Annotated in this window: 21 protein-coding genes and 1 other RNA gene; 15 read left to right on the forward strand and 7 right to left on the reverse strand. The window is 46.6% G+C overall.

All coding sequences use genetic code 11. The annotated features are described in order from the left end of the window. Positions 1–7: 7 nt before the first annotated feature. A complete protein-coding gene (locus J0M30_10570; GenBank protein MBN8667936.1) occupies positions 8–520 on the reverse strand; it encodes a hypothetical protein in 513 nt (170 codons plus the stop codon). Positions 521–550: 30 nt separating this feature from the next. Between J0M30_10570 and J0M30_10575 the strand changes: the two genes are divergently transcribed. Then, the gene (locus J0M30_10575; protein MBN8667937.1) at positions 551–1,054 is read left to right on the forward strand and encodes a hypothetical protein; all 504 of its coding nucleotides are present in this window, start codon (positions 551–553) and stop codon (positions 1,052–1,054) included. Here J0M30_10575 and J0M30_10580 read toward each other — a convergent pair. Next, a complete protein-coding gene (locus J0M30_10580) occupies positions 1,017–3,512 on the reverse strand; it encodes an outer membrane beta-barrel protein (GenBank protein MBN8667938.1) in 2,496 nt (831 codons plus the stop codon). The two genes, J0M30_10575 and J0M30_10580, sit on opposite strands and share 38 nt — an antisense overlap. Before the next feature lie 18 nt (positions 3,513–3,530). Between J0M30_10580 and miaB the strand changes: the two genes are divergently transcribed. From miaB to J0M30_10625, 9 genes are all read left to right on the forward strand, one after another. Beyond that, a complete protein-coding gene (gene miaB, locus J0M30_10585) occupies positions 3,531–4,952 on the forward strand; it encodes a tRNA (N6-isopentenyl adenosine(37)-C2)-methylthiotransferase MiaB (protein MBN8667939.1) in 1,422 nt (473 codons plus the stop codon). 13 nt (positions 4,953–4,965) lie between these two features. Continuing rightward, positions 4,966–6,213: a sigma-54-dependent Fis family transcriptional regulator gene (locus J0M30_10590; protein MBN8667940.1), complete on the forward strand. Its 1,248-nt coding sequence runs from the start codon at positions 4,966–4,968 to the stop codon at positions 6,211–6,213. Positions 6,214–6,277: 64 nt separating this feature from the next. Beyond that, entirely contained in the window at positions 6,278–6,766 is a 489-nt protein-coding gene (locus tag J0M30_10595) for a hypothetical protein (GenBank protein MBN8667941.1), read from the forward strand. 20 nt (positions 6,767–6,786) lie between these two features. Then, positions 6,787–7,497 (forward strand): hypothetical protein, encoded by a 711-nt coding sequence (locus J0M30_10600; protein MBN8667942.1) that lies wholly within the window; start codon positions 6,787–6,789, stop codon positions 7,495–7,497. Then, positions 7,494–7,850: a preprotein translocase subunit SecG gene (secG, locus tag J0M30_10605; protein MBN8667943.1), complete on the forward strand. Its 357-nt coding sequence runs from the start codon at positions 7,494–7,496 to the stop codon at positions 7,848–7,850. The genes J0M30_10600 and secG overlap by 4 nt, the downstream gene beginning before the upstream one ends. Before the next feature lie 91 nt (positions 7,851–7,941). Continuing rightward, entirely contained in the window at positions 7,942–8,964 is a 1,023-nt protein-coding gene (gene mltG / locus J0M30_10610; protein MBN8667944.1) for an endolytic transglycosylase MltG, read from the forward strand. A gap of 3 nt (positions 8,965–8,967) precedes the next feature. Continuing rightward, entirely contained in the window at positions 8,968–9,945 is a 978-nt protein-coding gene (locus tag J0M30_10615) for a YihY/virulence factor BrkB family protein (protein MBN8667945.1), read from the forward strand. Between the two features lie 74 nt (positions 9,946–10,019). Next, positions 10,020–10,625 (forward strand): thioredoxin family protein, encoded by a 606-nt coding sequence (locus J0M30_10620; protein ID MBN8667946.1) that lies wholly within the window; start codon positions 10,020–10,022, stop codon positions 10,623–10,625. Positions 10,626–10,759: 134 nt separating this feature from the next. Then, a complete protein-coding gene (locus J0M30_10625) occupies positions 10,760–10,975 on the forward strand; it encodes a hypothetical protein (protein ID MBN8667947.1) in 216 nt (71 codons plus the stop codon). Here J0M30_10625 and J0M30_10630 read toward each other — a convergent pair. The 3 genes from J0M30_10630 to rnpB all read right to left on the reverse strand — a co-directional run bounded on the left by J0M30_10630 (position 10,972) and on the right by rnpB (position 12,508). After that, positions 10,972–11,460 (reverse strand): TlpA family protein disulfide reductase, encoded by a 489-nt coding sequence (locus J0M30_10630; GenBank protein MBN8667948.1) that lies wholly within the window; start codon positions 11,458–11,460, stop codon positions 10,972–10,974. The two genes, J0M30_10625 and J0M30_10630, sit on opposite strands and share 4 nt — an antisense overlap. 11 nt (positions 11,461–11,471) lie before the next feature. Then, positions 11,472–12,074, reverse strand: coding sequence for an RNA methyltransferase (locus J0M30_10635; GenBank protein MBN8667949.1), 603 nt, complete (start codon positions 12,072–12,074; stop codon positions 11,472–11,474). Between the two features lie 87 nt (positions 12,075–12,161). Beyond that, an RNA gene (gene rnpB, locus J0M30_10640) (RNase P RNA component class A) lies at positions 12,162–12,508 on the reverse strand. Between the two features lie 135 nt (positions 12,509–12,643). On the opposite strand from rnpB, the gene J0M30_10645 reads away from it, so the two are divergent. From J0M30_10645 to J0M30_10665, 5 genes are all read left to right on the forward strand, one after another. After that, a complete protein-coding gene (locus J0M30_10645; protein MBN8667950.1) occupies positions 12,644–13,435 on the forward strand; it encodes a hypothetical protein in 792 nt (263 codons plus the stop codon). A gap of 9 nt (positions 13,436–13,444) precedes the next feature. Further along, entirely contained in the window at positions 13,445–13,831 is a 387-nt protein-coding gene (locus J0M30_10650) for a DUF4288 domain-containing protein (GenBank protein ID MBN8667951.1), read from the forward strand. A gap of 7 nt (positions 13,832–13,838) precedes the next feature. Then, positions 13,839–14,894 carry a histidine kinase gene (locus J0M30_10655; GenBank protein ID MBN8667952.1) on the forward strand — a complete coding sequence of 352 codons (1,056 nt, stop codon included), beginning with the start codon at positions 13,839–13,841 and terminating at the stop codon, positions 14,892–14,894. Further along, on the forward strand, positions 14,872–15,612 hold the full coding sequence (locus J0M30_10660) for a LytTR family transcriptional regulator DNA-binding domain-containing protein (protein ID MBN8667953.1): 741 nt from the start codon (positions 14,872–14,874) through the stop codon (positions 15,610–15,612). Before J0M30_10655 ends, J0M30_10660 begins: the two co-directional genes overlap by 23 nt. Positions 15,613–15,687: 75 nt before the next feature. Continuing rightward, the gene (locus J0M30_10665; protein MBN8667954.1) at positions 15,688–17,280 is read left to right on the forward strand and encodes a SulP family inorganic anion transporter; all 1,593 of its coding nucleotides are present in this window, start codon (positions 15,688–15,690) and stop codon (positions 17,278–17,280) included. Here the strand turns inward: J0M30_10665 and J0M30_10670 are convergent. After that, the gene (locus tag J0M30_10670; GenBank protein MBN8667955.1) at positions 17,277–18,290 is read right to left on the reverse strand and encodes a Smr/MutS family protein; all 1,014 of its coding nucleotides are present in this window, start codon (positions 18,288–18,290) and stop codon (positions 17,277–17,279) included. The genes J0M30_10665 and J0M30_10670 overlap by 4 nt on opposite strands. 26 nt (positions 18,291–18,316) lie before the next feature. Beyond that, positions 18,317–20,023: an amino acid permease gene (locus J0M30_10675; GenBank protein MBN8667956.1), complete on the reverse strand. Its 1,707-nt coding sequence runs from the start codon at positions 20,021–20,023 to the stop codon at positions 18,317–18,319. Between the last annotated feature and the right edge of the window lie 50 nt (positions 20,024–20,073).

The following is a 20,073-nucleotide window of genomic DNA, read 5'->3' on the forward strand; positions in this document are numbered from 1 at the left end:
TCATTTTTCACACCTGGTTCAATCGTTGTTGTATTTCCATTCCCTCCTTTAGCCGGCCTTTGGGTATAGGGATGCGGATTTCGTCAAAGGTGACGCCTTTTCTTGTTTGCCATTCATAGGTGATGGCCAATAGGTTTCTCCCCTCTTTTTCGGCCAGGTCAGCCCTGCGCAACCAACGCGTCTCCGAATGATAATCGAGTTTATTACCATTTATGATCACCGCGCTGCTGGTAATGATCACCTCCGGTAACGAAGGATTGCGCCACCGAATGGTATTCAGACGCATTGTATAGCGGATCATAGCGTAAATGGTACTGATCACCATGCAAATGGCCAGTGCCACTACCCAGGAAGCGCCCCGGGTAAAATGAAGAAGCAAGGTTCCCAACACGGTGATCAGAAAAGCTTCCAGCAGAACCTCCTCTCCTCTGATCTTTTTCTCCGTTCGGGTAAACGCTTCCCACTCCTCTACCGAGTAGTACCAATGCGCTAAAACCGGATTTTTCGTCAAGGTTTCCATGTGTGCTGATTTCCGATGTAATTTAGCGGCATGAACTTGGAATATAAATACCACCTTGTGGGTAATTTTGACCCCGGATCGAGGGTCTGGATCTACCAGGCTTCCCGCCTTTTCAGCATTGGTGAGGCCCTGGAGATCGAGGAATTACTGGAAGAATTTGTGCGTGACTGGAAAAGCCATGGTACCCCGGTAAAAGGATCGGCGCACCTCTTTTTCGGACGCTTTATAGTCCTGATCGCCGATGAAACAGCCACCGGAGTCAGTGGTTGCAGTACGGATAGCTCCGTTCGGCTGATCAAAACCATCGAGGCCAAATACCAAAACCCGCTTTTTGACCGAACCCTATTGGCTTTTGTGGTCAAAGACCGGATTGAAATGCTTCCGCTTAACCAGTTAAAATATGCCTGGGATAATCAATTCATCACCGAAGACACGCTTTACTTCAACAATCTGGTGGATACTAAAAAATCACTGGAAGACGGATGGATCATTCCGGTCAAAGAGAGCTGGTTAATGCAGCGGGTATCCGCGTAATCGTTTTGGAGAAATTATACCCAACAGTGACCCTGAAATTCCGGGTCACGGTCATATTTTCACTAACTAGATTAAAATTGGGGCCATAGGTGTACCGCCTTACGATCTGTTGCCTGAATGGATCGGTGGTACTTACAGAAAGAATCAATTTTTTGGATAACAATTTGGCCTGTAGTCCCAGGTTTGTTCCCACCCTCCAGGAAGCATAACCTTGGGGATTACCAAACCGGTTGAAAGCAATTGAACTGGTGAAAGTGAGTATATCCCTGGGAGAATAGTTAGCTGAGGCATTAGAGGTAAATGATCCCCCATTTCTAAACTTCCTGACATCCCTGTCAAACGCGCTATATACACTATAGGTATAGGTAGCACTGAAATTAAGCCTGAATTTTTTGGAAAAATGAAGTCCATTCCAGGAACTCATCTCATACTCTTTTCGCCCACTAAGATTTTCCCAGGTCAATTGGGTTTTCCCATCCTCCAGCAGGGTACGCACCTGACTAAAGATCTTGCGCACCTGGTTATAACCTATTCCTAAATTAAAAAAATACTTAGTCCGGGTCCTGCCAACCACAAGGTCAAAATTATCGGCTGTGGAGGCTTCCAGTTTTTCGTTTCCAAAACGAATATTGTATGGATCAGAAAAATCAATGGTAGGGTTAAGCTCATTTACACCCGGACGTCGGATGGTACGACGATAGGCCAGCGTCAGGTTCAGTTTGTCTTTCCATGTCCGGTTGAAATTGGCGAAAGGAAGCAGGCTATGGTAGTCATTACCAACTCTCTTATTGTCGCGCAATAATCGAAAGAGTATATCTGTTCGGTCAAGCGTGGCACCCATGGTAAAACTGATGTCGGGTGTGATCAGGTGTCTGACCGAAGCCATCAGGCTGGAGACCGTTTGATAAAACCAGAAATCATTACTGAGCTGATCCAATTTGACCGATTGTCCATCAGGTTGGCGCAGGTAAGAGGCATCTATCACCACATGATTGGCCGACCGGTTCATCCCCATTGAAAAACTGAGGTAGGTTTTTTTATTCACCAGTGGCTCCACATAAAGCGCCGAGACGTTCAGATTCCGTATCCGGGTATCATTGATCATTTCCTGTGTGGAATCCGAGCCCGTAGGAGTAAAATCGGGGTTCAGGTATTCCTGAAAGAAATCGCGGTCATTGTTATTTCGGGAAAAACTCAAGCCACCATGTAATTTAAAACTGCCCCCATCCTTCTTTCGAATAAGCCAGGTGGCCGACCCTGATGGGTTTGTGTTCTCACCCAGACTCTGAATACTCCGGATACTCAGCTTATACAAAGAATCAAACCGGTTTATATTTCTATAGGCTGTTTCGTTATCGTTATCGAAATGATTGTGGTTAAAATTCAGGGTCAGGTTAAGTGATTGCCGGGTATTGATATCATAATCCACCGTACCCCGAAAATTAGGGCGGGTACTCCGGTTGATATAGGCATTCGTTGTATTAAAAAAGTTGGTGGAGTCTGTGTAAATGTTCTGTCGTTGTGAGTTACCTTCTCCCCTGTACCGATTATAGGAGATGCCTGAATTGAGATTAATGGCCAACCCTTTTCGGCGGTAACTGTAACTGGCATTCAAACCAGCTTCTCCCCTTGAGCCGGCAAACAGGGTCACACGTCCGCTTTTTCCGATCCGGCCTTTTTTAGTAACGATATTAATTACCCCACCTTGTTCATTGGCGTATTGAGGCGGCGGGTTTGTAAGTACTTCGATCTTTTCGATGGAACTTCCCGGCATTGATTCCAACAGATCCTGCAATTGCTGCAAGTTGAGTGAAACGGGTTTGTCATCAATAAGGATTCGGGGTTCTTTTCCCTTTACCAATATTTTCCCATCCGGGTCTTTGGTCACCAGGGGTACATTGGTCAACAGTTCGCTGGCCGAACTTCCCGCACTCAGGGCAGATTCACTGGCATTAAAGGTGATATTCCCCTCTTTGGTTTCGATCAAGGGTTTTTCCACATGGATCACTACTTCCTCCATGACCTTTGGGCCGGCATTTTTTAAGCGGATATCATTCAGGTTAAAGTCGGATCGGTCCGATCGAAAATGAAGGCTATCCAGGATATAGCTATTTAGTCCGGTAAAACTGATCTTCAGGGTATAGTAACCATATGGGATCCCGGTCAGGGTGAATTCACCAGTGCCATCTGAAACCTGGGAAAAGGAAATGGTGGTCCCTTTTTGTTGCAAAATAATGGATGCCCCGGCAAGTGGTTGACCCGTAGAATCTGCTATGATCCTGGCGGAAAGCACTCCAGGCCCCTTGGAGGTTTGTCCCCAGGCCCCGATTCGCAGAAACAGTATAGGCAGAATGATCAATAAGGCCTTGTGGCGCATACCACAAAAATACGTGTTGGAGGCAAGAATATCTGCCTGACAACCTGTCACATTCTTCCGTAAATCCAGTATCTTTGCCATTCAAATTTTTCCAAACTGATGCAAGAATTTGTGCTCGATAAGGTACAGGATGAAAGGCGCCAGGGAGAGGCATTTGCCCCCTTCCCGGATGACCCGAACACGTACCGGAAGCGTTTTTATATTGAAAGCTATGGCTGTCAGATGAATTTTGCCGACAGCGAGGTGGTGGCGTCTGTTCTTCAGCAGGAAGGTTTTGGAGCCACCCGTAATGTGGAAGAGGCCGATCTTATTTTTATCAATACTTGTTCCATTCGGGAGAAGGCGGAGCAGACCGTCAGAAAGCGGCTGACCGAGTTTCGTAAGATCAAAATGAGAAGACCCGGGATGCTGGTCGGGGTTTTGGGATGTATGGCCGAACGCCTGAAGTCAAAATTCCTGGAAGAAGAGCAACTCGTGGATATCGTTGTTGGGCCGGATGCCTATCGTTCCCTGCCGGCACTGGTGGAAGAAGCAGCCGGAGGTCAGAAAGCAGTGAATGTATTACTCAGCCGGGAAGAGACCTATGCCGATATTGCCCCTGTACGGTTTGACAGCAATGGAGTGAGTGCCTTTGTCAGTATCATGCGCGGGTGCAACAATATGTGCAGCTTTTGTGTGGTGCCCTTTACAAGGGGCAGGGAAAGAAGCCGTGACCATGGATCTATTTTGCACGAATGCCGGGAATTATTTGCCGCCGGTTACAGGGAAGTGACCTTACTGGGACAGAATGTTGATAGTTATTATTTCACCCCGGAGTCGGGTGAGCCGGTCACCTTTGCCAGATTGCTGGAAGAAGTAGCTTTGATCTCTCCTGAGTTACGTGTACGATTCTCCACCTCCCATCCCAAGGACATTACTGATGAGGTATTGCATACCATGGCGAAATACGAGAATATCTGCAATTATATCCATCTCCCTGTACAGAGTGGCTCATCACGCATTCTGCAATTGATGAACCGCACCTACACGCGGGAATGGTATATGGCCAGGGTCGACCGGATACGCGAGCTCATTCCTGATTGCGGTATCTCCTCCGATGTGATCGCCGGATTTTGTACCGAAACAGAAGAAGACCATGCCGACACGCTATCCATCATGGAATACAGCCGGTATGATATGAGTTATATGTTCTTTTACAGTGAGCGTCCGGGAACACTGGCCCAGCGACGTTTTGCCGATGATATACCCGAGGCGGTCAAAAAAAGGCGATTGACCGAGATCGTGAACCTGCAAAACCGGTTATCCCTGGAAAGTAATCAACGGGATATCGGCAAAACCTTTAAGGTATTGATCGAAGGCGATAGCCGTCGCAGTCCTGATGACTGGATGGGCAGAAACTCACAGAATAAAGTGATCGTGTTTCCCAAGGACGGATCGGGTTTGAAGAAAGGAGATTATGTATGGGTGCAGGTAGATGATTGTACCCAGGCCACGTTGTTGGGTAATATGATAAAAAAATAAGAAGGAGGGCATTATGGATCTGATCAGCATAAAGAATCGATTTGGCATCATTGGCAATTCCCCATCCCTGAATTATGCCTTGCAGGTAGCCATTCAGGTAGCGAATACTGACCTTACCGTATTGATCCACGGAGAAAGTGGTGTAGGTAAAGAGGTCTTTTCTCAAATCATCCATTCACTAAGCGCGCGAAAGCACAACCCTTTTATCGCGGTAAACTGTGGCGCTATACCAGAAGGAACGATCGATTCGGAATTGTTTGGACATGAGAAAGGTTCATTCACCGGGGCCGTGGACAGCCGCAAAGGTTATTTTGAAACCGTCAATGGAGGCACCATCTTTCTGGATGAGATTGGTGAAATGCCCCTGGGTACCCAGGCCCGGTTGCTTCGGGTATTGGAAGCAGGAGAATATATCCGGGTGGGTTCTTCCAAAGTACAAAAGACCGATGTGCGGGTGATTGCCGCTACGAATAAAGACCTGCTTCAATTGGTACAGGCGGGTCGTTTTCGCGAAGACCTGTATTATCGATTAAGTACGGTGCCCATCCGTGTACCCGCGCTGCGTGACCGCAAAGAAGATATTCATTTGTTGTTTCGAAAATTTGCTGCAGATTTTGCCGACAAGTATAAGACCGCCTCTGTACAATTGGATGAGGATGCCAAAAACCTGTTAATTAACTACCCCTGGCCCGGGAATGTGCGTGAATTGAAGAATATTGCGGAGCAGATCTCTGTTTTGTCAATGGATAAACTGGTCAATGCCCGGGAATTGGAAAAATACCTGCAGCCTTATTCCAGCAATCGACTTCCGGTTCTTTCCCACACCGCGGCAGCAGCCGACAATGCCAGTTTTGCCAACGAACGGGAGATACTCTACAAGTTGTTCTTCGACATGAAGAAGGATGTGAATGAATTAAAACGGATGTTCTTTGATATCATTCAAAATCCGGGTGTCGCCAATTCTCATCCAGGATTTATGGAAGAAATAAAAGAACTCCATGGCCAGGAAAATGTATCCGGAGGCAATATGGGTTATGGACTGCCATCTTCCCTGTCCAACAACACCCAACCTGTGATGGTTCAGGATGTGCATGAACATGTAGTCGTGGAAGAAAGCCTGAACATTATGGATAAGGAAAAAGAACTCATCATTAAGGCGCTCAAGAAACACAAGGGAAAACGGAAGGATGCAGCCTCTGACCTGGGAATTTCTGAACGCACTTTATACCGAAAGCTGAAAGAATATGACATTGAAGAATGAACGATCGCCCCGTCGCCGAAACTGGAACACCGGGCTTGTGTTTATCATCGTAGCCGGTATAATCATGCTGGGGCAATTCAACAGCAGTTGTAAGTTTTATTCATTTAATCAGGGCCAGATTCCAGATTCAATAAAAACGATCAAGATCAATTTTATTGAGAACAAGGCCCAGTACATCAATCCGCAACTTAGTCCCCAGCTGACCGACAAACTACGGCAAAAGATCCTTAGCCAGACCCGGCTCACACAAACCAATAACGTAAGTGAAGCCCATTATGAGATATCCGGATTCATTTCCACTTATTCTGTTTCAACTGTAGGTGCGACCAACCAACAAAGTTCCACCAACCGGTTAACCGTTGGCGCCAAGATCACACTCAATAATCATAAATCAGGGCCCATTGCAGGCAAGAATCCGAAGGAGATCAATGTTAGCCGGAACTTTGATTTTGATGCCACTTTTAGTCTGGCCCAGGCAGAAGCGGCACTGACAGAAACCATCATCAATAACCTGGTGGACGAAATCTTCAATAACATTTTTTCTGACTGGTAATATACCCCTAATTTGCGGGCATGAAAGGGGCACTAGACCAAATTGCACAATCCTTTTTTCAGCGAGACTCCTGGGATGAATTGTCTGTGGCGGACATTAAAGCCATGACCGACAAACACCCCTACTTTTCTGGTGGACAGGTTATGCTGGCTTTAAAAGCAAAAGAAGCGGGTGATGAGCATGCGGAGCAACTTGTTTTGCGCGCATCGTTATATATGGCCAATCCGTTGGTTTTCGACCAAATGATCCGTAACCTGGAAGATACTGACCAGGCATGGGTAAATGAAGAAAGCCCGGAGATACGGCAGATCCTGGAAAGAGAGATGGAAGTGGCCGAAGAAGAAGTGACGGAGATCGAACTTGCCCCACAACATACCGTGGATTATTTTGCCTCACAGGGTATCCAGGATAAACCACAGGGAACCGCCGAGAACGACCGGTTTAGCCACCAACTCCGGAGCTTTACCGAGTGGTTAAAGACATTAAAAAAACTGACTCCCGACCAACCCGTTCCAACCCATTCCGCCCCCGAAGAAGAAGAAAAGATCACCCATCTGGCCGAGGACTCCCTCCAGGAGCCGGAAGTGCTCACAGAAGCCATGGCCGAGATCTGGCTCAAGCAGGGAGATGGCGAAAAAGCAAAGGCCATTTACCACAAATTAAGTTTGCTGAATCCCGCCAAAAGCGCTTACTTTGCATCCCTGATTGACAAAATAAACGCCTCAAAATGACCCTTTTATTTGTAATTCTGATCATTCTTGCCTGCGTGGTACTTGGAGTTATCGTCCTGATTCAGAACCCCAAAGGCGGTGGCCTGGCGGGTAATATCGCTGGTTTCAGCACACAGTTCATGGGTGTTAAACAAACCACAGATGTTCTTGAAAAAGGCACCTGGCTTTTCTCTGCCATCGTTGGCTTGCTGGCCCTGTTTTCCACCCTGCTGATCTCTTCCGATGCAGGATCCACCAATGGACGCAGCCAGGAGATTTCTGCTCCTCCCCCTTCAGGCACCAATTCAACGAATACAACTGCTCCGTTTCAAACCACTCCTGGTACTACTACCAGCCCGGATACAACCAAATAAGCAAATTTTCTCCTGATAAGATATTAACCCACGTTAACACGTGGGTTTTTTTATGGAAAACAATTAGCGATATTTGAGTAATTTGATACCCATGAAAAAATGGATTCTTGCCTTCGTATTTCTGGTGCTTGTTCTGGGACTGTTTTTGGGTTGGAAATTGCTGGGCCCCGTAACCCAGGCACCGGAGGGAAAGTACTTCTACATTGCAACAGGTGCCACCTACAATGAGGTAAAAAAAGAATTGACAGCCAAAAAGGTCTTGCGCGGAACATTCTGGTTTGACTGGTTGGCTAAAAAAATGGACTATCCATCCCTGGTTAAACCCGGACGCTATTTAATTCCTCCACGCACCAGTTTATTGCAATTAGTCCGAATGCTTCGAAATGGCCGCCAGTCACCTGTCAACCTTGTAATCAGCCGACGCATAAGAGTACGGGAAGACCTGGTGAAACTCATGAAGGACAAGTTTGAGTTTTCCGCTGATGATATGAACAGTTTTCTGGCCTCCAATGACAGCTTGAAGAAATATGGATTGGATACAGCCGGCTTTACGCTGGCGATTTTCCCGGATACCTATCAATTCTTCTGGAATACTACACCCCGAAAGGTTTATGACCGGCTATGGGAGGAATCGACAAAATACTGGACACCAGAAAAGGTGGCCAAAGCCCGTGCAAAAGGGTTAACTATTCTGGAGGCACATGTCCTGGCCTCTGTAGTAGAGGAGGAAACCAATTATGGGCCCGAAAAACCCACGATTGCCAGTGTGTACCTGAACCGTGTGGCAAAAGGCATTCCATTGCAGGCGGACCCGACAGTGAAATTTGCATTACGTGACTTCGGGTTGCGAAGAATCTATTTTAAACATTTGCAGGTTGCTTCCCCTTATAATACCTATCGAAATAAAGGTTTGCCACCCGGACCTATTTGCAATGTGCAAAAATCAACCCTTGATGCTGTCCTGGATGCCCCCAAAACCGATTACATTTACTTTGTCGCCAATAGCGATTTCTCGGGCAGCCACGTTTTTTCGGCTGAGGATGTAACACATATGAAACTGGCCCGTCAATATCAGTTGGCGTTGGATTCCCTGCAGAAGGCCAAACAAAAATGACAAATGGATTGGCAACATTGGTTTACCCGTTTAAAAAGAAGATGGATCACCTCCCCTCCTTACCGGCTGGTGGTTCACTGGAGCAAGGAGATCTATCCCCCTGGATTCAGAGGTATATCCCTGTTTGATGTGACGGTCTTTTTTTTCCGCCAGCTAGGCAATACCAATATGACGGAACGGGCATCTTCTATCGCATTCAATCTGCTGCTGGCCATTCCACCCGCGATCATTTTTCTCTGTACCCTGATTCCCTTTTTCCCTATTTCCGATCAGTTCACCGATCAACTCCATCAACTCATCCGTGATATTATTCCGGGAGAGAAAAACAATGCGGCGATCATTTCTTTTATTGACGATTTTATCTATAAACCCAGGACGGGCCTGCTCTCCTTTGGTTTTATCCTGGCCCTGTATTTCTCCACCAATACCATGATGGGGATTAGTCGTTCATTTAACCGCAACTATATTGGGTTTAAAAAAAGAACCAGCTTTCATGACCGCTGGGTTTCTGTTAAGCTTACACTTATCCTTTTTGTACTGGTTATTTTTTGTATCCTGTTGCTCGTAACCCAGGGCTATGTGATGGACTGGCTGGGGATCAAGGATCCCGATATCCGGGCCCTGCTGATCAATGGGCGGTGGGGAGCTATAGTGCTGCTTTTCTTTTTTATCATTTCTTTTATTTACCGGCATGCCCCGGCGGTCCACAAAAAATGGGCCCTGATCAACCCCGGGTCCCTGCTGGCCACCACCCTGATGCTCCTGTTTACGGTAGGGTTTACCTATTGGGTAGATAACTTTTCGAATTACAATAAGTTATACGGGTCAATCGGTACCATTCTTATTGTCATGGTGCTGATTTATTTCAACTCTATTGTGCTCCTGATCGGGTTTGAACTCAATGTCAGCATCTCCTCCCTGCAAAGAATTGCGGAGGAGCGGAAAAAAAATATGGCTGACGGTAAACATTCCCAACAATAAAATGTTGAAATTTACGGTATAGAGTATCTGTCTCCCTAAAAAAACGCCCCATGAAACGATTAAAACCCGACGAGATGAAAAAATTGATTGCGACCATCATCCCTCTCGCAGCCATCTTTGTGGTATCCTTTACCACTCCTCATCGTGCAATTCCCATTGGTGGAGACATGCCCCTGGCTGACCGTAAAATGAAAGATATTTCCGGAAAAGAAGTAGCCCTGCAGGATGCCATAAAAGAAAATGGCCTGTTGGTGATGTTCAGTTGCAATACCTGTCCCTATGTGATCAAGAACCAGGATCGTACGCGCGCCATTGCGCAATACGCCGCCGAGCAGGGCGTAGGGGTTGTATTGGTGAACTCCAATGAAGCAGAACGAGGCGATGCTGACTCCTATTCCGCTATGCAGGCTTACGCCCAGGAACAGGGATATAAATGGTATTATGTGGTGGATGATAATTCGGTTTTAGCGGATGCTTTCTCTGCCAATCGCACCCCTGAATGCTTTCTGTTCAATAAGGATAAAAAACTCGTTTATCACGGCGCTATTGACGATAACCCTTCCGATGCATCCAGTGTCAGCCGTGAACACCTGAAAATGGCAATGGATGAAATGAAAGCCGGCAAAGAAGTAAGTACCAAGGAATCCCGGAGCGTGGGTTGCGGTATCAAAAGACTTTGATCCCCCTTTTTTTGGCTGATTTTTTAATTTTTCCTAATTTTTTATGGAATTGGAAACGGGTTGCATCTAACCGGTAACCACTGTAACTTCATTGTTCACCCGTTCCGCTCTGCGTGGGACACCAAAATCAGCTTATGACGCTTCGCAGCTTCCTCAACAAAGCCATCATTCTGGGTGTATTTGTGCTTGCCGGTTTCCTGCTGGCCCGCAGTCTGTATTATAACAGTCTTTTAGGTATTGTCTGTGCCATCATCGCCATTGGCGCATGGGCCAATTTTCTTTATCGTCTTCACAAACACCAGGAAGAAGACAGGGTCCTTAATGAACTGTGTGACGACCAAAAGGCTTAACGGCCTACGAGCTTCCTCAAAATCTCTTCGAATTTTTCAGGCTTGATCTTTTCTTCCTGAAAATATCGGAACCCCGTTTTATTATTGATGAATAAGGTGGCAGGTATCACTCCCGACCAACTGCTGTCAATTACCGGACAGAAGTAATCTGCATTGGTTTCATCCAGCCATTGTATCGGGGCATAAAAATTTCTTGCTTTAGCAAACTCACTTATCTTATTTGGATAATTGCTACGCATATCAAGGCTGACAAGTACCAGGATTACGCTATCTGCACCGAATGCTTTTACCTTTTCCTGAAAATAAGGTATCTCCGCTATACAAGGTTTACAGGTGGTTGACCAGAAATTTAGCACCAATGGTTTATCAGCCTGCTGAATAAAGGCGGCAACGTCTCCGATCTTTACTTTGGGTATCTCCTGACCTATGGACATCATCCAATGGCTCCCCAAAAATAAAATCAAAAAAATGGTCTGCTTAATCATTGAGTCTCATTTTATAGTAATGATTCCTGGGGGTCATCATACCCCCACTCTTTCAATAAACCCTGGTATTGCTCACTCGGCAGTCGCACCTGATCATAGTGTCCTGCTTTTTCCTTTTGCCGATAGGCCTCATACACCGTTACCGCGCAGGCCACACTGATATTGAGGGATTGAATGATCCCAGCCTGAGGAATGAGGAAATTTCCATCGGCACCGGCACGGATTTCCTCTGATACGCCGCCGTGTTCATTTCCAAAAACCAAGGCTGTTGGAGGCAGCAGGTCCAGTTCATATAAACTTACGGCATCTGTACTTAGGTGTGTTGTTAAAATTCGCTGATAGCGGGAACGCAGGGCCTTCAAACAGGCATCTACCTGATCGAATTGATGAATGGTCAGCCACTTGGCTGCAGAAGAGGAACTTCGAGCTCCCCATTTTTTATGCCGTGGTATTTTGTAGTTCAATACATAGATCTCCTGGATCCCCACCGCATCACAGGTTCGCATCACTGCTGAAATATTATGTGGATCAAAAACATTTTCCAATACCACCGTCAGATCGGGCTGGCGTTTGTTCAATACGGTGGTTAGACGGGTATAGCGTTCGGGGGTCATGGTGTGATGGAAGAATTAGGTTTAAGGCTTTTAGCTATTAGCTGTTAGCCTCTGTTCAAAGCTAACAGCTAATAGCTAAAAGCCAAAAGCTAAAAAAAACCGATAAGCCGGATTCTGTCGAGGGTTATCATTTATCTGTCCCGCGGGTTACCCTGCGGGATCAATCTGCCTACCCATCAGCATCGGGCGAGCCGCCCTCAATCGCTGACCTATGTGGCATTTCAGCATGCAAGGTTTACCCTACCCTGTTGTTGCCAACAGGATCCGTGAGCTCTTACCTCACGTTTTCACCCTTATCCACCAGAGGCGGACGGTAATTTTCTGTGGCACTATCTGTTCCCGTTTTACCGGGACCCGGCTCTTCACCGGTGCATTGCTCTGTGCTGTCCGGACTTTCCTCCTCCCCAAAGGGAAGCGATAACCTGGTTATGCCGGCAAAGATAAACCTTTCCGGGGTGGTCGGTGTTCACCGGGTTTTTTCGCAGGTTTACCGGGTTTTTGTGATTACCAGCCTAAAGTCCCTTGGGAAGAAATAAGGGGCACTGTAGTTTTGGTTAAAAATCAAGAAGATGACAGAAAATACAAATACTCCCTGGCGGGAAAGAAGAATGGAAAGACAAGAGGCCAGATGGTCTTCCACAGGTCGAATCTGGACCGGTTTACTTCTTTTATTGATCGGCGGTGTGGCTCTTCTGCGTGCCATGCAGTTTCCAGTTCCATCCTGGTTATTTACCTGGCAAATGTTGCTGATCGCGATCGGTCTGTTCTCGGGTTTTCGGAATCAGTTTCAAGGTGGATTCTGGATCGTCCTGATACTGGTCGGTGGCATCTTCCTGCTGGAGCAATATTTTCCAAACCTCATTGTACGAGCCTATTTATGGCCGCTTGGTTTGATCGCCCTGGGCTTATTGTTAATCCTGCGTCCTAACCGGCGGAGAAGGGATAACTGGTCAAGCTCCCAGGCAACAACAGGCGAAAGCGAAAGGGTGGTGATCGGTAATACGACTGAATCTCACCATACAAGTGATTTTATTGATTCGACCTCGATCTTTGGAGGCACCAAAAAGATCATTGTATCCAAGGATTTCAAAGGCGGAGAGATCGTCAATATCTTTGGTGGCAGCGAGATCGACCTTACACAGGCTGATATAAATGGTACAGTGCGATTGGAATTGACCCAGGTATTTGGAGGAACAAAACTTCTTGTTCCCGCGCACTGGCAGATAAAACCCGAAATGATGGCCTTGTTTGGCGGGATTGAAGACAAACGTCGCTCTACCGACCTGGCCAATGATCCCAACAAAGTATTGGTATTAAATGGAACTTCCATTTTTGCCGGAATTGAGATAAAAACCTATTAACCAGATTCTATGCATTTCCTTAAACAACCCACTGCTATTGCTGACTGGTACCTTGTGAAGATCGTTTACCGGATCATTTGCGGAACCGGCCAGCATACTGCACAATTTGATGAGCAATTAAGATTGATACAGGCACCCAACCGACAAATGGCATTTGAAAAAGCCGAAAAATTGGGGAGGTCGGAGGAAACAACCTTCTTTAATCACGAAGAACAATTGGTGCGGTGGGAATTCATTCATGTAACGGATCTCTACCGGGTAAGTCCGCAGATCGACGGAGCTGAAGTATATTCACGAATCGAAGAAAGGGAACCGGCCGAGCATTATATCCAGATTCTTAAAGGCAAGGCCAGATCTTTGTTCGGACAAATAACCAAAGAACAGCTTGCCGGCTGATCAGGATATGTCAACGGATCTTCAAACCAACAGTAAATATCGATACTTCTTTACCGGATGGTGGCTCTGCTGGGCTGCCGTCCATTTTTATGTGGTACAGAGTTATGGCATACACCCCAGAACTGCCCTGGTGGACAGCCTCATCAGCAATGCACTGCTGGCAGGAGCCTGTTTGCTGATCATAAATAATATGCGGTATTACCTCCCGCGAAAGGAACGATATGGTTACCTCCTTGCCCTAAGTCTTGTGTTAAGCCTTTTGTGGATCGTACTGGCAAGGTTTATCCTTTGGGCCGTACACCCTGGTTACCTGGAATACCGAAACCTATTAGCTGAATCTACCACCCTGCGGTTTGGATTGGCCTTTCTTATGACTGGTTGTGTTTCGGCGATGAGCCTTCTCTGGTTTACCCTCCGTGAACAAAAACAGGCTGATGAACAAAAAACTGATCTGGAAAAAACAGCAAAGGAGGCAGAATTATTTAAACTACGGCAACAGCTTCAACCTCATTTTTTATTTAATAGCCTCAATAGCATTAACGCCCTGATCGGATCAAACCCAACAGAGGCACGACGCATGGTACATCAGCTGTCCGATTTTTTACGGGGTACACTAAAAAAAGAAGAGCACCAATGGGTCACCTTAAAGGAAGAGCTGGAATACCTGGCCCTTTATCTGGAGATCGAAAAGGTGCGGTTTGGCAATAGGCTGCGGACGACCATCGACTGTACACCTGCAACGCAAACGCTTCGCATACCTGCACTCCTGCTTCAACCCGTTCTCGAGAATGCGATCAAGTTTGGCCTGTATGATACTACGGGTGAGGCCTTGATTACCCTGCAAGCGCAACATGTAGGAAACCAACTGGAAATAACCGTTAGTAATCCCTATGACCCGGCTACTTCCCGCGCTTTGAAAGGAACGGGATTTGGATTGAATGCTGTTCAACGAAGATTGTTTCTTCTCTTTGGACGCAAAGACCTGTTGAATACCATAGCGGGTGAACAATTTTTTAAAACCATCTTAACCATACCCATCCATGCCGAAAGTGATACTCATTGATGATGAACCGCTGGCCCGTTCTATTGTCAGGGAATACCTGGCCGCCTTTCCTGAATTGGAGGTAGTGGCCGAATGCAATGATGGGTTTGAAGGAGTGAAAGCAATCCAGCAACACCAACCTGATCTGATATTTCTCGATATTCAAATGCCCCGAATCAATGGTTTTGAAATGCTGGAACTATTGACCAACCCACCCCTGGTAATATTTACCACCGCCTTTGATGAATTCGCCATGAAGGCTTTTGAAACACATGCCGTTGATTATTTACTCAAACCATTTTCCCCGGAAAGGTTTGCGAGGGCTATCGAAAAATGGAAGGCCACTGCCCAATCCACCGAACCGGGTACTACCGCTGCTTTACTGGAAACAGCTTCCCAATCACCGCTTCAACGTCACCGGGTCGTAGTTCGCACCGGGCAAAAGATCCGGATCATACCGGTAGCGGATATCCATTATTTTGAGGCCGCCGATGACTTTGTCAAACTCCATACCTCCGAAGGGGTCTTTCTCAAAAACAGGACGCTAACCTATTTTGAAAATTTGCTGGACAAGGGCCAGTTTGCGCGTTGTCACCGATCCTACCTGATTAATATTCAACAGATCACCCGCATCGATCATCATGAAAAGGACAGCTACGTGGCCGTACTAATTTCCGGTGCGGTTATCCCGGTCAGTCGCACTGGATATGCGCGTCTAAAAGAGGTGCTGGGATTGTAATACGAGGATACTCGGGTATTTTTTTTACCTTGGGGTCTCCATTCTCACCAGTCACCCTGACCAACATCATAGATCATGAATGAGGACCAACGGACTTTTACACCCATGTTTTCCTTTTCCAAGCGTACCTATCGGTTTTACCTCCTCTCCTTTTTAAAACATGATCTAAAGGCCAGCATCACTGTTTTCTTTGTTGCATTACCTCTTTGCTTAGGTATCTCTTTGGCTTCCGATGCGCCTGTTTATTCCGGATTGGTTGCAGGGGTTATTGGAGGCGTGGTGGTAGGTTTCCTCAGTGGATCCCATCTTAGCGTAAGCGGCCCTGCTGCTGGTCTTACGGCCATATGTGCCGCCGCGATTACTGATCTGGGCGCACCCGAGATATTCTTTCTTTCCGTGGCCATTGCAGGATTGCTCCAGATCGTGCTCGGTCTATTCAAATTAGGCGGTTTTACGCACTTTATTCCTTCGGCTGTTATCAAGGGCATGCTCACAGCTATTGGGATCATTCTCATTTCTAAACAGATTCCATCGCTGATAGGTTATACAAAACCTGATTTCTGGTCCAATGAACTGTTTAATATCATTAAACTAAACCACGTATTCAGCAATGTAAAAAGCCTTTATGCCAGTTCTTCCCGCGGGGTCGTGATCGTGGCCGTCCTGTCGCTGGCCTTATTGATCCTGTGGAAAAAATACCTTAGTCACAAACTGAAGTTTCTTCCAACCTCATTCATTACCGTTTTGGCGGGAGCGCTGTTGGCCTTGCTGTTTCGGCACTATATCCCTTCCCTGCATTTAAAAGATGATCACTTTGTTCATATCCCCCTCAACCTGGTATCACAGGTTCAGTTTCCTGATTTTCATTCCTTGTTCACCAATCGGGAAATTTGGCAAACCGGCGTGGTGATTTGTTTTGTCGCCAGTCTGGAAACCTTACTGAGTATTGAGGCCATTGACAAACTGGACAAATTTAACCGCATCACTCCCCAAAACAGGGAATTGATGGCACAGGGAACCGGCAACCTGCTGAGTGGATTATTGGGCGGATTGCCCATTACGGCTGTGATCGTACGAAGCTCAGCCAATACAGAGGCCGGAGGACATACCAAATTATCGGCCATCTTTCACGGGCTTTGGCTTACGCTGATCATATTGTTGGCCATTCCGCTGGTCAACAGTATCCCCTATTGCGTATTGGCGGTTATCCTGATCAGAACGGGATATAATCTTGCCAAACCCAGTATGATCAAACAGGTCTATAAACAGGGAAGAGAGCAATTCCTCCCCTACATCATTACCGTTGTTGCCATTCTGTTTACCGATCTCCTGATAGGGGTATTGATCGGTGTGATATACAGCATTTATTTTCTGGTAAAACACACCTATCAGGCTGGGTTTGTTTTAAAAGAAAAAAAGGAAGGTCATACCTCGCATTATACCCTCACACTGGCCATGAATGTCAGTTACATGAATAAGAAAAAGATCCTGGAAACACTGGATAAGATTCCTCCCTATTCTATCCTGGAGATCAATGGGTCTCAAAGCGATTATATTGACAATGATGTGCTGGAAATCATTCAGGATTATAAGTCAAAGGCCCACAACAAGCATATCCAGCTTAATCTAAAGGATGTGCCGGAGGTGGTGACGATGGCTCATCACTAGTATTGAAAGTAGATTTCAGTGGCCCCATATCCAAACCGGGGGTCGTATTGATTCACAAAGGTTTTTACTTCCTTACGAAATTTCAACCATTCATGGATCTCATCCCGGAGCCGGCCACTTCCCACTCCGTGGATCACCACAAGGGAAGGTTGAAGATGCGCCAGGGCAAGTTCATAATATTTTTCAAAAGTGCGCATTTGGTATCCAATGATCTGGAGGTTACTTAAACCCTTCCAGTCATCCGTGATCTTTTCAATATGGAGGTCAACCACACTACGGGGCGGTTCGAGGTGTTGCTTTGCCTTTGTTGCATCATAGATCTTATACTTACCAGCCAGGGAACCGATATCGATCTTGTCTTCTTCCTTTTGATCGGGGTACACATCAAATAATCGATAGGAAAAAGTAGCTTCATTGCGGCTACGGATCTCTTCGATGCGCTGGAAAAGCTGTTTAGGTTTGATCTTAATGGATGCTGTACAGATTTCAGCCTTCCCTTTGATGGGGGTAAGCAGGGAGAATTCAAATTCAAAAATCGGGTTGTCGTTCATGTCCTCAAAAGGGAGGTCATGCAGGTAAAAATCTTCAAAGGCCCTGATCTCATTTTTTAATTCAAAGGCCGGTTTGCCAAAAAAAGCCTGTTTATAATCAAACCGGTAATGGTGATCGGTCCTGTTTACCAGATGAAGTTTGAGTTCTTCCACCACATCATCCCCAAACTCATCGGTACCGATCACCGGCAGGAAGGTGAGCCAAACCCCGTCGATGGTACGGGGTGTATGCTGGGCCTTTTCTTTTTTAATATCCTCAATGAATTTCCGCTCGGTGTTCCCGTTCTTTTTTTTCTCGGTAAAGCGTTTGAAATACGGAAAGTCGATCTGATCCATATAGGCCGGGAAACGGACGCCCTTTACATCTACCAATACCATCTTGTTGTTGATGATATCCACGATCTCCCCTTCCTCATTGGAATGAAGCAGAATGATGGTATCGCCTACCTGAAATTTCATTAGGCAAAGATAACCAGGATTGGGCGCTAATTCGTTTTCGCCAGCTTACTATTCCTGAACCCATACAGGAAATACACCACCAACCCCAATCCCATCCAGGCAAAGAACAGGTACCAGCTCTTGAGCGGAATCTCGATCATGAGATAGAGACAGAACAGTACACCCAGCATGGGAATGAGCGAATAGTTGCGTATAAAGGTCAGAATAGTCAGGATGAGTGCGATGACCACAAAGATCAAAAAGAATAATTCCTGATGTTCGGCCGTGGCAATATTCATGATCGCGTCATAGATACGTCCATGAAATGCATAAAAGAAAAGGGCCAGCATGGCTGGAATGATGAATTTTCCATTGACGTAGGGCAGACTGAATTTACCCGGTTGTTTGGCGATACGGGGAAGCAGGAGTACCCCTCCAGATACCAGGACAAACGCAAAGAGGGTACCGATACTCGTAAGGTCGGTAACGATCCCTGATTCAATGAACAGGGAAGGCACCGCCACAATGATCCCTGTAACGATGGTGGCAAAAGACGGAGTCTGATACCTGGGATGGATCTTGCGAAACTGCTTAGGCAATAACCCATCGCGGCTCATGCTCATCCAGATCCGGGGTTGGCCCAGTTGAAATACGAGCAGGACACTCGTGGTGGCAACCACCGCACTGATGGATACAATGGTCTCGATCCAGGGTGCTCTTTTTTCAAAAACAAAGGCCAGGGGATCGTTCACATCCTTGAAATTGGCATAGTTCTCCATACCTGTAAGCACCAGGGCGATCAGGATATAGAGTACGGTACAGATAAGCAGGGAATTGATCATGGCCTTGGGCATATCCCGTTGCGGGTTCTTACATTCTTCGGCGGTGGTGGAGATCGCATCAAAGCCGATATAAGCGTAAAAGACCGCTGAGACGCCTTTTAGCACCCCTTCAAAACGATTGGGAAGGAAGGGTGTCCAGTTATTGGTATCCACAAAGAAGGCCCCGGCAATGATAACAAAGATGATCACGGCGACCTTGAAGATCACCATAAAGTTGGCGGATTGCTTACTCTCCTTGATGCCGATATAGGCCAGCCAGGTGATCAGTACAACGATGATAAAGGCGGGCAGGTTAAAGAAAATGGGATTCTCTCCAAGACGGGGTGCCTGGTTCCAGGCATCCACGGCAAATTGAAAGGATTTTAATTGGGCCGGGTCGGTAACGGTTCCACTGGCGAGGGCTTCGGTGGCCGTTTTATACGCCTCCTTGGCTGTTTGAGGGTCCACTAACATCCAATCGGGCAGGTGAATATGCAGCACATTCTCCAAGAGATTATTGAAATAGCCACTCCATGAAATAGCCACCACGATATTGCCAATGGCGTATTCGAGAATCAGGGCCCAGCCAATAATCCAGGCTATGATCTCTCCAAAGGTGACATATGAATACGTATAGGCGCTTCCGGATACGGGTACCCGGCTGGCAAATTCCGCATAACAAAGGGCCGAGAAGCCACAGGTGACCGCGGTAATGACAAAGAGCAGGGAGATACCCGGTCCCCCATTGTAGGCCGCTGATCCAATGGTAGAAAAAACTCCGGCTCCAACTACGGCCGCAATACCCAGGAATGTCAGGTCTTTGACACCCAATATTTTCCGCAATCCGGCGCCATGGCCTTCTTTGGCATCGTTCTCAGCGGCTTCACGGTTGATATGATCGATCGATTTCTTACGAAATAATTGATTGGCCATGTGCAGTTGGTTTTCGGTTCAAAATAGGGTTTTAATTTGGGAATTTGGAA

The sequence above is a fragment of the Chitinophagales bacterium genome (genome assembly GCA_017303415.1).
In the GTDB taxonomy this organism is placed as follows: domain Bacteria; phylum Bacteroidota; class Bacteroidia; order Chitinophagales; family Chitinophagaceae; genus SpSt-398.